This is a genomic window from Waltera sp., from assembly GCF_046969025.1.
In the GTDB taxonomy this organism is placed as follows: Bacteria; Bacillota; Clostridia; order Lachnospirales; family Lachnospiraceae; genus Acetatifactor; species Acetatifactor acetigignens.
Genome location: NZ_JBKVQF010000008.1, coordinates 66,588 through 80,414, shown reverse-complemented (window position 1 = coordinate 80,414; position 13,827 = coordinate 66,588). Strand labels below are relative to the sequence as shown.

The 13,827-nt window shown below is 46.5% G+C and carries 10 protein-coding genes and 1 pseudogene; 3 read left to right on the top strand and 8 right to left on the bottom strand.

Annotation, left to right across the window (positions count from 1 at the left end):
• Positions 1–28: 28 nt before the first annotated feature.
• The 6 genes and pseudogenes from ACLTOH_RS06090 to ACLTOH_RS06065 all read right to left on the bottom strand — a co-directional run bounded on the left by ACLTOH_RS06090 (position 29) and on the right by ACLTOH_RS06065 (position 6,741).
• Positions 29–2,479, bottom strand: coding sequence for a glycoside hydrolase family 95 protein (locus ACLTOH_RS06090; RefSeq protein ID WP_337417121.1), 2,451 nt, complete (start codon positions 2,477–2,479; stop codon positions 29–31).
• A gap of 140 nt (positions 2,480–2,619) precedes the next feature.
• The gene (locus ACLTOH_RS06085) at positions 2,620–3,060 is read right to left on the bottom strand and encodes an RbsD/FucU family protein (protein WP_412223625.1); all 441 of its coding nucleotides are present in this window, start codon (positions 3,058–3,060) and stop codon (positions 2,620–2,622) included.
• A gap of 13 nt (positions 3,061–3,073) precedes the next feature.
• Positions 3,074–3,820: pseudogene (locus tag ACLTOH_RS06080) on the bottom strand (aldo/keto reductase); the annotation flags it as partial.
• 133 nt (positions 3,821–3,953) lie between these two features.
• Positions 3,954–5,255, bottom strand: coding sequence for a transposase (locus tag ACLTOH_RS06075; RefSeq protein WP_412223507.1), 1,302 nt, complete (start codon positions 5,253–5,255; stop codon positions 3,954–3,956).
• Between the two features lies 1 nt (position 5,256).
• A complete protein-coding gene (locus tag ACLTOH_RS06070) occupies positions 5,257–5,649 on the bottom strand; it encodes an aldo/keto reductase (RefSeq protein ID WP_412223624.1) in 393 nt (130 codons plus the stop codon).
• A gap of 18 nt (positions 5,650–5,667) precedes the next feature.
• The gene (locus tag ACLTOH_RS06065; RefSeq protein ID WP_262594115.1) at positions 5,668–6,741 is read right to left on the bottom strand and encodes a zinc-dependent alcohol dehydrogenase family protein; all 1,074 of its coding nucleotides are present in this window, start codon (positions 6,739–6,741) and stop codon (positions 5,668–5,670) included.
• Positions 6,742–6,981: 240 nt separating this feature from the next.
• On the opposite strand from ACLTOH_RS06065, the gene ACLTOH_RS06060 reads away from it, so the two are divergent.
• Entirely contained in the window at positions 6,982–7,863 is an 882-nt protein-coding gene (locus ACLTOH_RS06060; protein WP_412200462.1) for an AraC family transcriptional regulator, read from the top strand.
• Here the strand turns inward: ACLTOH_RS06060 and ACLTOH_RS06055 are convergent.
• Positions 7,860–10,364 carry a glycosyl hydrolase family 95 catalytic domain-containing protein gene (locus tag ACLTOH_RS06055; RefSeq protein ID WP_412223622.1) on the bottom strand — a complete coding sequence of 835 codons (2,505 nt, stop codon included), beginning with the start codon at positions 10,362–10,364 and terminating at the stop codon, positions 7,860–7,862. The two genes, ACLTOH_RS06060 and ACLTOH_RS06055, sit on opposite strands and share 4 nt — an antisense overlap.
• A gap of 97 nt (positions 10,365–10,461) precedes the next feature.
• On the opposite strand from ACLTOH_RS06055, the gene ACLTOH_RS06050 reads away from it, so the two are divergent.
• Together ACLTOH_RS06050 and ACLTOH_RS06045 are read left to right on the top strand one after the other, a co-directional pair.
• Positions 10,462–11,229 carry a response regulator transcription factor gene (locus ACLTOH_RS06050; protein ID WP_412223621.1) on the top strand — a complete coding sequence of 256 codons (768 nt, stop codon included), beginning with the start codon at positions 10,462–10,464 and terminating at the stop codon, positions 11,227–11,229.
• Complete coding sequence (locus tag ACLTOH_RS06045; RefSeq protein ID WP_412223619.1) at positions 11,226–12,968, top strand: sensor histidine kinase; 1,743 nt, start codon at positions 11,226–11,228, stop codon at positions 12,966–12,968. The genes ACLTOH_RS06050 and ACLTOH_RS06045 overlap by 4 nt, the downstream gene beginning before the upstream one ends.
• Here the strand turns inward: ACLTOH_RS06045 and ACLTOH_RS06040 are convergent.
• The gene (locus ACLTOH_RS06040; protein ID WP_117465191.1) at positions 12,965–13,816 is read right to left on the bottom strand and encodes a carbohydrate ABC transporter permease; all 852 of its coding nucleotides are present in this window, start codon (positions 13,814–13,816) and stop codon (positions 12,965–12,967) included. The two genes, ACLTOH_RS06045 and ACLTOH_RS06040, sit on opposite strands and share 4 nt — an antisense overlap.
• Positions 13,817–13,827 lie beyond the last annotated feature (11 nt).

Below are 13,827 nucleotides of genomic sequence, written 5' to 3'. Positions count from 1 at the left end.
GTACATCAATCCACTACTTTTTTACCTGTCAATACTGCATTATATCTTTGATCTCACCTTCCTTTAATTGCAGTCTTTTTTCGGTCTCCTTATATTTCACCACAGTATCCACATCCGAATATGCAGTAAAAACGGCACCAGTGATTCTTCCGTCTTTCCAGCTCATGGAAAGTTCCAGATTTCCTATCAGATGCATTCCCCGTACGGAGCCGGTCTTCCATGCAGCCGGCAATGCAGGGAGAAGCAGGATTCTCTCCTCATTGCTCTGAACCAGCATCCCATTCATGGCAGCGCAGATCCCAAAATTGCCGTCAATCTGGAACGGAGGATGTTTGTCAAACAGATTAGGATAGGTCGAGACCTCCAACATCTTCCGGATGTTGTCATATGCTGCTTCAGCATCCCACAGGCTGACATAGTGATTCGTGATCCATGCCCTACTCCATCCGGTATGTCCGCCGCCGTGGGACAGGCGGTATTCCAGGGTCTTGCGGCAGGCCTCAGCCAGTTCCGGGGTGCCGTCTACAGTAATCTCTCCGGCGGGGTACAGCCCATACAGATGGGAAATATGGCGGTGTCCGGGTTCTGCTTCCTCGTATTCCTCCATCCATTCCATCAGGCGTCCGTCACTGCCGATCCTGTTTGGCGGCAGTCTGTCGTATATTTTGCGGATTGTTCCCATCAGTTCCTTTATGTCACCGACTTCCGGAATCTCACAGGCTTCCGGTACCTGTTCTCCCAGTTCCTTCCAGGCTCCCAGGCATCCTCTGAACAGATCTCTCAGAATCTGATTGTCCATGGTTGCACCGATGCAGCAGCATCCTTTTTGTCCATTCGGCAGGATATATGTATTCTCCGGTGAAACAGAAGGATTTGTCACCAGATATCCGTCTTTTTCTTCCAGATAATCCACAAAGAATAGTGCTGCCTCTGCCATGACAGGGAAAGCTTCCCGTAAAAATACCAGATTCTTTGTATAGCGGTAATGCATCCATAGGTGCGTACACAGCCATGCTGCTCCCATCACCCAGTAAGTCCCGGGATACCATGTATCCTGTGGTGCGGTATCTCCATGAATATCCGTATTGTGATGCGCCACAAATCCCCGGCACCCATACATTTCTCTGGCGGTATATCTGCCGTTCTTCTGCACCTTTTTTAACAATTCAAATAAGGGAATATGACACTCTGGCAGATTGCAGTTTTCCACATGCCAGTAGTTCATCTCTGTATTGATATTGATGGTATACTTACTGTCCCATGCCGGGAAAAATTCATAATTCCAAAGTCCCTGCAGTGTGGTCGGCAGTCCTCCCTCCCTGCTGGCAGCAATCGTAAGATAGCGTCCATAATCATAGAGCAGTTTCATCAATCCCACGTCTTCTGTCTGTTCTGTTTGCTCCTGCTTCCCTTTCCGAAGTCTCTCAAGGCGCAGATCCGTAGGCAGATTCTCGTACCGCTCTGCGCCTTCTACTTCAAAAACAAAACGGTCATATAAAGATTTATGATCTGCCACATGCTCTGCTTTAAGGGTATCATAAGACAGAAGCATCGCCGCCTTTAGGCGCTGATCCATTTTCTCTGCCAGAAGTGTCTGCATTGCCATCTGGTATAGGAACTCTGTTCTTGCAGAGCCAGTCAGTTCTTCATCCAGCCCCACAGGCAGTTCCCTGCCAGCTTTCAGATACGCTTCCGCATACCGATCCTTTTCTGGTGTACTGTAGTGATAAGTGGAATCTGCAGTAAACCACAGCACCACTTCCTCTGCCCCTTCTGCCCTCAGACATTCCCCCTGGGTCAAAATCCGTCCGCCAGTAGACACAGCACGCAGTTCCATGGCAAATTCATATCCGCCTCTTCCCAGATTGCCATAAAGTCTTATGCCATTCTCTCCAACCTTACAAGTTCCATCAAACCAGCTCTCTCTTCGAAGTTTCGCCAGAAAATTCACTTTCCCCTTGCCCCTTGTGCGGAAGCGCATCACCAGACAGTCCGCCGGGTGAGAAGCAAATATTTCCCTCTCATATATACTGTCACCAACAGTGAACTCTGTCCGGCAGATTGCCGTTTCCAGATCCAGACATCTCTCATAATGTTTTGTTCCTTCACAGAGGATCATATCCCGCAGTTTACCGCTTTTCCGTTCTCTGCCGCCTTCGATCCCATCAAAGAAAAATTGTACATCCCCAAGTGTCTGATAAGGATGCATTCCTTCCGGGCAGGCCGATAATGCGGTCTCCATCAGATGCTCAGCCTCCGGAATTCTGCCGTCCCGAAGGAGTTGTCGTATCTTCGGCAGGTTTGCTTTTGCATCGGGATTGTGACGGTTTACAGGTCCACCCAGCCAGATGCTCTCTTCATTTACCTGGAGCCGTTCTCTGTCCGTACCTCCGTAGACCATGGCACCGATTCTGCCATTTCCTATAGGAAGAGCTTCTTCCCATTCCGATGCCGGATGATCATACCATAACCTACTCATGCCATTTCTCCTTTTTTCCTGTTATTATATATTTTTTTGCACACATTTCCCTGATCCTGACTGTATTCTAACATGTTTTTCTTAACAGCAAAAGCATCCGCTTACCGCCGATGCTTTTGCTCCTGTTCTTATCAGCTGCCTTATTCTGTTACCACACCTTTTTGTAACATGATATTGGCATATAGTGCACTCTCTCCGGTTGCAATAATGGCATAGACCTTTTTTGCCTCCTCATAGAAGGCAAAGCGCTCGATCTGTCCAATGGCACTGCCACCTCGGGAATCGTGTTTTGCGATGATTTTTTCATAATTCTCCCAGATCGGCGTCTCCATCGGATCCCCGGGCATCACCTCCATCAGATTCAACGGATGCTCCACATAACTATCCAATGGAAACACCTGCAAAATGGCATCCAGAATCTCAGTCGTACCATGTCCGTCCATCCGAATCACGATTGCATCCTTCCCCATGGACTCAGCCGGAAAATTACCGTCTGCGATAACCAGTCTGTCACTGTGTCCCATTTCACAAAGTACCTTTAATAACTCGGGAGATAATATCTTCGGAATTCCTTTTAACATGCGCTTACCCCTTTCATGACGTGATTTCTCCGTCCACATCCCACAGATCCTGCCAGTCGGTTGCGCCGGGCCACAGAAATACCTGACCTTTGATCAGGCGGCAATTCTTGTCTGCTTTCCGGATTGTCTCCATCTCTTCCTCTGTCAAGGGATCTTCTGTGATGCATTTCAGATTATCCACATATTGATATTCCTTTACTGAAAAAGGAATCGGAATCTGTCCTCTCTGTACCGCCCACTTCAGGCAGATCATAGCAGGATGTACGTGATGATGCTCCGCAATCTCCATAATCTCCGGCATCCGGGTATCTGCTATATCCTCTGCCGTCCGGTCTCTCTCCGGTCTGGAGGGAGATCCGATGGGGCAATAACCGATGGGTTGAATCCCCTGTGACAGTGCATAGTCATACAATTGCGGCTGCTGAAATCCGGGATGCAATTCCATCTCTAAGAACATCGGCTGAATCCTGCACAGCGGCAATACTGCCTGAAGTTTCGGTACTGTCATATTAGACATGCCAATGTATTTTACCCTGCCTTCTTCCACCAGTGCCTCACACTGTCTCCAAGTATTCAGAAATTCTGTCACAGAAAACGGCCTGGAATCCGGATTACGGGAATCTCCGTCACAGCCGGGAGCATGATAATTGGGAAAAGGCCAGTGCACCAGATACAGATCCAGATAAGATACCCGCAGATCCTTCAGGCTCTTCTCACAGGACTCCTTCACTCTATTGTGCATATCATTCCAGAGAGATGAGCAAAACGAATTGATTTAACAGTTGGATTTGGCAGTTAGCTTTTGCAAATCGGAAAGAATGGGAATTTATGACATAGCAAAGCTGACGTAAGTCCAGAACCTACGCAAATGGGGAGATATGAATAGCTCTTTATTATGCGATCCGCTTTACAGCTTTAAGCTTACGATAGGATTGCCCTGTGCCGGTGGTGATTGCCGCAACAGCAACCGCTAACAGACTTATATGGGCAATTGTATTCAAGTTGGTAACAGATGATTTATTTCTTACCCACATACGTTCCTGCCCTGTATTTTTGAAACGTGAATTGTATCTTTCACATTCTGTACGAAGAGAGTAATTACTTTTGAAATATTTGCTGTCTCTGTCGACGGAGAGTCTTAAATCATCGGGAATGGTGATGTATTTTGTACAGCCGCGATGCTTCTTGCCGTTGTAAAAATTTTTGTGATGGCAGGGACAATCAGCGTCTTTGCTTGATTTTAGTGGGCAGCAGAATTTTTGGCGTGTACGTCCATTATCAGAAAATTTACCATCCTTCCACATGGCAAGCCCGGCATCGCAGACAGGATTTCCCTGTGGAAGAAGTTTTGGATTTTTGGTGGATCGTTTGTTTAATGGAATAATACATTCGCCTTGGTAGAGTTCCTGTACCTGATTATAGATATTTTTAACATCATAGCCTTTATCAGCAAGGAAGGTACATTCGGTTATCGGCAGAAAGGTATGTGTGTCAGCCAAAATATCAAGCGCAACAGTGGAATCATGGACATTGGCGGTAGTGGTCAGTTCATAAATGGGAAGACCTGAAATACAGTCAACAAGGACGTGGTTTTTGTACCCCCAGTAGAATTCATACTTTTTCTCGTTTGTTTGGTTAGAAGCAGTATGTACGCCAAGTTTGCAATCAGTATCTGCTTTGGGCTGGTTATCAGGCTTAAATTTGTTGGATAGAAAAGATTTAGGATTATTCTGTGAAGTGTTTGCAGCAATCGGAGTAGAGTCCAAACCAATAAAAGATGTATCAACAATACCTTGTTTTGAAAGATAAAGAACTTGGGATTTCATAATGGATGAAAGTACACCGTTATCAAGCTGTTTTAGAAAACGATCAAACGTCCAGTAAGAAGGCAACGGAGCAGAAATATCAAAACCGCAGTAATGGGCGATTAGAAGGTTGTTGTTAAGATAATCAACAAGATCCGTAATCATTGAAAAGCCTTCACATTTCATAACGATAAACGAACAAATCATGGCATGATTGGAAAAGCCTTTTCGTCCGGTTTTAGGGAATTCAGGGACAAAGGATAAATCGAGATTCAGAAAAAGTGAATCGTAAAACTTTGCAACTGGTTGTGAAGTGAAAAGACGGATGTCTTTCAAAATTTCTTGACGATAGATAACAATCAGCTCCTCTCGGTGAATTGATTTTGACAACTTAATTATACCATTTGGAGCTGGTTGTTACTATAAATTTGGAGTGATAAAAGAGGTTGCCATGCCTCGCAAACATGCATAAATACTGAGTATGTGGAGTTTTGCTCATGGCTATATCATTCCATACTTTGGAGGTGATAAACAAATCCGCTCTGTCCACGATTCCTTCTTTCAGGACACGCTCGATGCTCTCTCCGATACGATTCTCATTCTGGTATACGGAAGCACAGTCGATCATACGATATCCTGCCCGGATGCCGCCATATACAGCTTCTGCAATCTGATCGCTGTTATATTTATCGGATCCGAAGGTTCCAAGTCCGATTGCCGGTACCTTAGATCCGTCCACCAGAGTCCGCTTTGGGATCCGGCTCTGTTCTATGATTTCTGCCATATGATAACCTTTCTTCCCTTAGTCTTCGGGAAATACCACTGCTACCTTGCCACAGTTTCCACTTGCCATCAGTCTGTAAGCTTCCCCTGCCTGCTCCAGAGGGAATTCGTCCGTGATCAGATCTTCCGGATGAATTCCCCAACGCACCAGTCTTTCTACCAGTTCTTCCATTCTCCACAGCGATGTTACCCAGCTGCCGTAGATTGTCTTCTGACCATGAATAATGTCCGGACTGGGATTGAAGGTACAGGTACCTCCCTCTCCCACGAATGCGATCCGGCCCCATTCTCTGGTAGCACGGATTGCCAGCTGTCTTCCTGGATCACTGGCGCTGGCATCGAACGCTCTCTCCACACCATTGCCGTTTGTCACTTTCATGATCTGATCATAAGCCTCATCCGGTGCAAATACATAATCAGCCAGTCCCATCTTCTTTGCCAGTTCAATACGGTACGGATTCGTCTCTACGCCGATGAGCATATTGGCTCCCAATGCTTTTGCCAACATCAGTGTTGCCAGGCCGACAGGCCCCAGACCGGTTACCAGTACTGCATCATTGCCGCTGACACCTACCTTTTCGATAGCTTCATATACGGTACCGAAACCACAGGCCACCTGTGCTCCATCCTTGTAGGTCAGTTCATCTGGCAATGCGATCAGATCCTTCTCATCTGCCAGAATGTACTGTGCCATGCCACCGTTTCTCTGCCATCCGTATGCCTGACGGAATTTACTCTTGCAGGAAATATAATAGCCTCTTCTGCAATCGTTACATACACCACATCCGGAAATGTGATAAATAATAACACGGTCGCCCTTCTTGAATCTCTTCAGGCCTTCTCCTTCCTCTACGATCAGACCACAGGGTTCATGACCTGCCACGGTTCCGGGAATATAGCCTTCCGGACCTTTTCCCACATGTTCCCTGTAGATGCAGCGGATATCACTGCCGCAGATAGTTGTAGCCATTGCCTTGACCACAACCTGTCCATGTCCCGGCTTCGGCATATCGAATTCTCTAAGTTCTACTGTGCTGTTGCCCGGAAGAATTGCTCCCATCATCTTTTTCTGTTTCATTTCCTGTCTGTCCATCTGTTAACCTCCTTAAAAATAAAATATTATATGTTCTTCTGTCATATTTTCTCTCCCCGTGTGGGTTGCTGTGATACATTCATTCTAATCCTACAAATATACGATTAATAGACATATTTGCGACATAAGTTGTGTGTATTTGTCGTGTTATCGTACTTTTTTATTTGACTTTTTTCTTTGCCGTTGCTACACTTAATATCATCAGACAGGTCACAGTAAATCCGGACAGCAGGAGGCTCCATGAATCAGGCAACGAACAATACCATCTATGGTCTCGATGTGAAAACCACTATCGACAACACAACTTTTCTAATTCTGAATATTGCTTTCGAACACTTTTTTAAGCCACTGCCACGCCACAGCCACGGTAACAACAGCTATGAACTGCACTACATCCCTAATGGGCTCGGGCAGGCAGTCATTGATGGCAGTTCTTATGAGCTTACGCCTGGCACACTATATATGACAGGCCCCCATGTGGAGCACGAGCAGATTCCAAGCCCTATGGATCCCATGACGGAATATTCTATCTATTTTCAGTTGCAGGAAGAAGATGCTCTCCTCGTTTTTTCCGGCAGCACTGCGGACAAATTTCTGAAAAAAAGATTCTGGATTGGTCCGGATACCCAGAATCTTGGTGTACTGATGGAGCAGCTCTTCTATGAATTAAAATATAAATATACCGGTTACATGATTCAGGTAGAGGCTCTGTTACAACAGTGTCTTGTAAAAGTTGTCCGTAATTACGAGGGAAACCGTTTCTCTAAACAGCACTTTGCTCCCTCCAATCTCATTGACGGTAAGACCTTGATCATCGAACGGGCCTTTCTCTATCATTACGAGACCATTACTCTGGAAAACCTGGCAAAGACTCTTGGGTTAAGTGTCCGCCAGACGGAACGGTTCCTGAAAAAATATTACGGCAAGACCTTTCAGCAGAAAAAACAGGAAGCCCGAATGTCTGCGGCAAAAATCTATCTGACAGACAAACGCCTGAGCATCACGCAGATTGCGGAGAAACTGAATTACTCCACATCCCAGCATTTCACCCAGGCGTTTAGACAACATTACGGCATCACTGCCAATGAATACCGCAGGCAGCTCCAGGATCCGGTGGATTAAATCCAGATCCTGCGCAGTTCTCCCTGTTTTAGATAATAACATGCATCGTATTGCAATACCGGGCAGGAAATTCTGACCTCCTGATCCTCATAAGCTTCCAGTTCTGCTTCCAGTATCTTCTTTTCCAGATCCCATGCAAGTCTTCGGATGCAGACTCTTGTTCTGGCCATCAGACCATCCACACTGCCCTGCTTCCACTCCTCCGGAAGTGCCGGAAGGAATTCAATCCAGCCCCGTTCGGAATATACAAGCGCTTCCTGAATAATTCCCTGCAATCCAAGGATCGTATCCGTGCAATAGACGCCTCTGCAGCGATCCGTATTATGATCCGTCAGAAGACTACTGTAGAAAATGTCACTGTGCACCAGCAGACGAAGGATCTCTCCAAGGCCTTCACCGTCCTTCAGTCTGGCAGCCACCAGTCCCTTATGGAGCCAGCCATGGGAGGCCGTATCATCCTTGCCGACATTCCCTGTATTTCGATTCCTGATGGCCTGTCTGCAGCTTTCCACAAGTCTTACATCATGCTGGGTCTCCACTCCCGGCCATGCGCAGTAAAGATGACTGATGTGGCGGTGCTCGTGATTGTCACGCATCTGTGGAAGTGACCATTCTTTTAAGCCTCCGGTCTCGTCCGCCTGATATTCCGGCAGCTTTTTTGCAAGTTCTCTGCAGGCTGTCAGACGCTCCATCGATCGTTCATCACCGATCCTCTCCTCCAGTTCCCTGATCATACGCAATACATCGGACGCAGCCGCAATATCCATGGCTGCATTTGCAGTGATCGTACTGGTATAACCAATGGGATGATTCTCCGGAGAATAGGATGGAATGATCAGATACCGTTCTCCGTCTTCCAGAAATATCTTTCCCTTTTTATAATGGGGCTGTCCTTCTTTGTCCGTATAATATTCCGGTGTACACAACTGCTCCCAAAAGTGAAAAATCTTCCACAGCAGGGGGCGGAGAATCTCCTGTTCCAGATCCAGGCTTTGTTTTCCGCAGGCTTTGGCCAGATCCTCCGGCAGTAGGATCTGCCGGTTACCAAAGCACTGCCAGTACTCAAAGATCGGCACCATCAGCCAGGAAGCCCCGGCATTCCAGTACTGGAAAGGATAGTCAATATCATACTCTACCATAATTGCCCGATTACCGTCGGTATTCACCGGTGCCAGCAGGGCATCCCACATGCCGTAAACAGCTTTTGCATTCTCTGTCCAGTCCCCGATCTGGCGGAGGATAAAATACATATATCCCCAGGCCGCTTTTTCCATGTGCCCGGTATTCATACCGGATACCTGAATATTCACATTGGCATCCATCGTATAGGCTCCGCTCCAGCCGGGATTCCATTCCCCTGTCCACAGTCCGCACAGTCTTGGTGCGGAATATCCGGCGCAGGCTGCCTGCACATATCTGCCTGTCCGGTAGATCCGTTCCACCAGTTCCTGCAACATCTGCGGCGTATTTTTCTGCCGCTGTAACAGTTCCGTATTGGTCTCCTTTTCTATTCCTTCCTCTCCGGAATCCGCTGTCTGTTCTCCCAGATGAAAACTTACCGTACCATAGGTCTCCCTCTGCTGTTCCTTCTGCAGTGCCAACGCACTCTCATAATCCCAACAGCCTTCTTTTGTCCGGTATTTTGCCACAGTTCTCTCCAGATCTGCCAGTACCGCATCGATGCATTCCTGTGCTTTCACCCCCGGAAAATCTTCCATTTCTCCCATTTCGACCTGGGCAGCCGTTTTCGCAAGGATCCAGACCGCCCGTGCCCCTCTGATATGGATTCTTTTTTTGCCTTCCGTCTGTTCCAGACTTTTACTTCCTCCCATATGCAGGACCCGTACCATGGTCACATATCCCTTATCCTGCAATTCACTGTCCGAAAATACCGGATAATGAGCTGCCTGTCCGAGATAAGAGGCCGCCTTATCATAGACTAGTTCATATTTCATATTTACTTCCGGTCCGATTCCTCGCTTTTTTACTCCGAATTTAGGCAGGCTCTCCGGTGGGTCTATGGAAATCGTCAGTTCCGGAAGCTCCTTTTTTTCATTTGCCAGATACTGTGTCACCACACAATCCTCTCTGGAGACAAATGTATGCCGGCTGAAGTCCCCTGTCTTATCCCGATAGTCCATAATGACCTCCCCGGTCTCTCCTACCATCCGACAGCTGTACGCTTTGATCTCCTGCTGCGGTGTCGTGATCCGAAGCTGCATCCCCGGGTGAAAGGCATAAAGATATGTTCTTTTTCTGCCATGCACATTCCAAGTATCATCCATATGCAGCACTGCCTGTCTGGCCTCCTGCAGCTCACTTCCCACTTCCGGCGGAGTCATTCTGGGTTCTTCTGTCGGCATCAGCAGTTCTATATTCTGATAGGTCAGTACCTCTTCATAGGGTTCACAGGAACATATCACTCCGCTGTGTCCATTGCCTGCCACCAGTCTCTCCTGCCAGATTTCACCGGTTTTCAATTTTATTTTCTTTTCGTTCATTTGTCTTCTCCTCGTTTTGAATGCTTTGTATTCTATTTTGAAATATGTTATAATCTGCGTGTTATCTGAATATTACCTTACACGTGAGGAACCTGATATGTATCAAGTAATCATCGTAGATGATGAACCCCGTATTCTGGAAGGAATCATTCATCTTTTTCCCTGGAACAACTTCGGCTTTGAAGTCGTTGCTTCTTTTACCAATGGGAAAGAAGCCCTGGAATATATCAATGCCCACCCACAGGTGGATGTCGTTATGACCGATATCCAGATGCCGGTCATGACCGGTATCGAACTGTCGCAGAAGCTGAAAAACGAAGATATCATCGTCGTCTTTTTCAGCGCCTATCAGGATTTTGAATATGCCCGGGCAGCAATTATCAATCATGTCACGGACTACCTGATCAAGCCAATGAAATATGACGCCATGTCTGCCTGCTTTGAACGCATCCGGAAAACCCTGGACAAACGTGAGAAGGGCCATTATCTGCCTTACGAAGTCAATGCAGACGAGGCAGATTATGTGGCGATTGTGAAAAACTATATCAAATCCGATTATAAGACTGCAACATTGGAAGAGGCTGCTTCTCTGGTACACTACTCACCGGCTTATCTTTCTTCCGCTTTCAAAGCGGATACCGGTGTCAGCTTCTCCCGTTATCTGCTACAGGTACGGATGGAGCAGGCCATGCGGATGCTGTCGGATCGATCTGTCAAATTCTACGAAATTGCAGATGCCGTCGGATATCTGAACCCCAAAAATCTCACCCGTAATTTCAAGGAATATTATGGGATCACACCACAGGAATTCCGTGCAGGAAAACAGCCGGAAGTAAACCCTGAGAACAGAGGACCGTTATCATGATGCACCGATTTTTCTTAAAACGCTTAAAAGTATGGAGTTCTCTCCTGTTGATTCCTACCGGTCTTTTGTTTATATGCATCATGATCCTTACCGCAACCTCCCAGCTACAGGCCATCAAAGAGACCACCCAGTCCACTACGGATGATTTCTGTCTGGATCTGGAAAATACCATGGATGTATGCACTTCCCAGCAGGAAATGATCACACTGAATTCCCAGCTACTCTTATCCATGCGCAAGATTCTCTACAACAGAGAGACTACTTACACCGACTATGTCTTCCTAAACAGTATCAAGACCTTCCTCGGCAGTATCTCCGCCTCCCATCCACTGGTGGACAGCCTTTATCTTTATCTGGATGACAATAATATCTTTTTCTCTTCGGACAAGACGATCCGTTTTCTGAGCAGCGATGTGGACGCCGGCTGGTATGATATTTATACCTCTCTTCCGGAAGATCAGGACACATATATTGTCCCCCGGGCAATGAAGAATTCCACCTCATCAACATCAGAAAATGTACTGACGGTATATAAGCGTTTCTCTTATCTGGATGGTGTCATGGTATCCAACCTGTCTCTGGAAGAGCTGGAAAAAATGATGTCTGCAAAATCCACATCCTGGAAACACGGTATGTTTCTCCTGGACAGCGAACAGAATCTTCTGGCTTCTCAGGGTTTCTCTTCTGTTCCCGACTTTTCCGGAGTGGATCTTTCCACACTGACGGATGGCTTTCACTGGGAAAAGGTAGATCATCATTTCTATCTTACTTATGTGATATATCAACCCACCTACCGATATTATACGGTGCAGCTGGTTCCTGTTTCCGCCATTATTCTCTATTGTGCACAGAATCTGCTGTTGCCGCTGATCATGCTGCTGTTTACCCTGTTCATTATCTTCCTGTTCTCTTATCAGATCACAAGGGATAATTTCCGACAGATCCAGTCAGTGATTGATCTGTTCGGTAATGCGGAAAAGGGTATCTACCCTACTGAAAAAGACTCTCCGGCAGACCAGCCGGATGACGAATACAGCCTGATCATGAACAATGTCATCCGCATGTTCTTAAATACCACATTTTTAAACAGCCAGCTGGCAGAGCAGAAATACAAAAAACAGGCTGCGGAGCTCAGCGCCCTACAGCTACAGATCAACCCACATTTTATGGTCAACACCCTGCAGACCCTGGATTTCGAAGTCTACAAAATAGCAGGCGGTCCTTCCACCGCCAATACGATCATCAGCAATCTGTCGGATATTCTCTCCTACTCTCTGGCCAATCCACAGGTTTCGGTATCTATTCAGGATGAGATCACTTATATCCATAAATATGTGGAAATACAGAAGTTCCGTTTTCCCGACAGTTTTTATTACTTTGAAGAAATCGACAATTCTGTACTGCCGCATGCGTTTAAGCGTCTCCTGCTTCAGCCGCTTTTAGAGAACAGTATCAGTCACGGGCTGCGTCCCGGCAATCGCCAGGGAATGGTAAAAATTAAGATTTTTAAACGGGATGATTGGATCCATATATCAATAACCGACAATGGTGTGGGAATTCCAAAAGACAAACTTCAGAAGCTGAGATCAGATCTTATGTCAGACGCTTCCACGCGTATCGGACTCGACAACGTGAACAAGCGTCTGACACTGACCTATGGTTCTGAGAGCACTCTTCATATTTACAGTAAAGAAGGACTCGGAACCTGTGTGTTTTTCCGCATTCCGGTTCAGCTTTAACCCTTCAGACCACTGGTGGCAATGCCTTCCACAAAATACTTCTGTGCAGCGAAGAACAGTATGATCAGCGGCAGAATGGACAGGAAGGACATTGCCATTACTTTATTCCACTGAACCACGGATTCTGCATCCAAAGACAGTCTCAAAGCCAGAGACAGGGTATATTTTTTCACAGAGTTAATGTAGATCAACACGTTTGTATAATCATTGTAAGTCCACATGAACTGAAACAGACCTGCGGAGAAAAGTGCCGGTTTCATCAGTGGCACAAGGATCTTCACGAATACCTTCAGATCACTGCAGCCGTCAAGATAAGCAGATTCATCCAGTTCTCTTGGCAGTCCGCGGATAAACTGGATCAGCATAAACACAAAGAACGAGTTCACGGACAGCAGACCCTGTAAGTAAAACGGCCAGTAAGTATCCACCAGTCCCAGCTTATTGAACATTGCATAACGTGGGATCATAACTACCGCTCCGGGAAGCATCAGTGTGGCAATCAGAATACCAAACAAAATCTTTTTTCCGGGGAACTGGTATCTGGCAAATCCATAAGCGACAATCGCACTGGATAATACCGTAAATAACGTAGTGATGATCGTCATCACAAAGCTGTTTTTGAAAAATGTAGTATAAGTTATTTTGCTGTTCACATGCCAGCCGTCAATATAGCTCTGGAAGCTGAAGGATGACGGCAGCAGTTTGACAGATCCGAAGATCTCCGCATTGCTCTTGAAGGTTGCGAAGAACATCCAGATGATCGGATACAACATTGCCAGTCCGATCAGAAGTACTACTGTGTAGGTCACCCAGGATACGCTGTTTCTCTTTTTAAGCTTTTTTCTCATCTCATGTTCCT

Coding starts and splice junctions, on each gene's coding strand:
- ACLTOH_RS06040 (WP_117465191.1), bottom strand. CDS start 13,816: ATGAGAAAAAAGCTTAAAAAGAGAAACAGCGTATCCTGGGTGACCTAC.
- ACLTOH_RS06085 (WP_412223625.1), bottom strand. CDS start 3,060: ATGTTAAAAGGAATTCCGAAGATATTATCTCCCGAGTTATTAAAGGTA.
- ACLTOH_RS06065 (WP_262594115.1), bottom strand. CDS start 6,741: ATGGACAGACAGGAAATGAAACAGAAAAAGATGATGGGAGCAATTCTT.
- ACLTOH_RS06050 (WP_412223621.1), top strand. CDS start 10,462: ATGTATCAAGTAATCATCGTAGATGATGAACCCCGTATTCTGGAAGGA.
- ACLTOH_RS06055 (WP_412223622.1), bottom strand. CDS start 10,364: ATGAACGAAAAGAAAATAAAATTGAAAACCGGTGAAATCTGGCAGGAG.
- ACLTOH_RS06060 (WP_412200462.1), top strand. CDS start 6,982: ATGAATCAGGCAACGAACAATACCATCTATGGTCTCGATGTGAAAACC.
- ACLTOH_RS06090 (WP_337417121.1), bottom strand. CDS start 2,479: ATGAGTAGGTTATGGTATGATCATCCGGCATCGGAATGGGAAGAAGCT.
- ACLTOH_RS06045 (WP_412223619.1), top strand. CDS start 11,226: ATGATGCACCGATTTTTCTTAAAACGCTTAAAAGTATGGAGTTCTCTC.
- ACLTOH_RS06070 (WP_412223624.1), bottom strand. CDS start 5,649: ATGGCAGAAATCATAGAACAGAGCCGGATCCCAAAGCGGACTCTGGTG.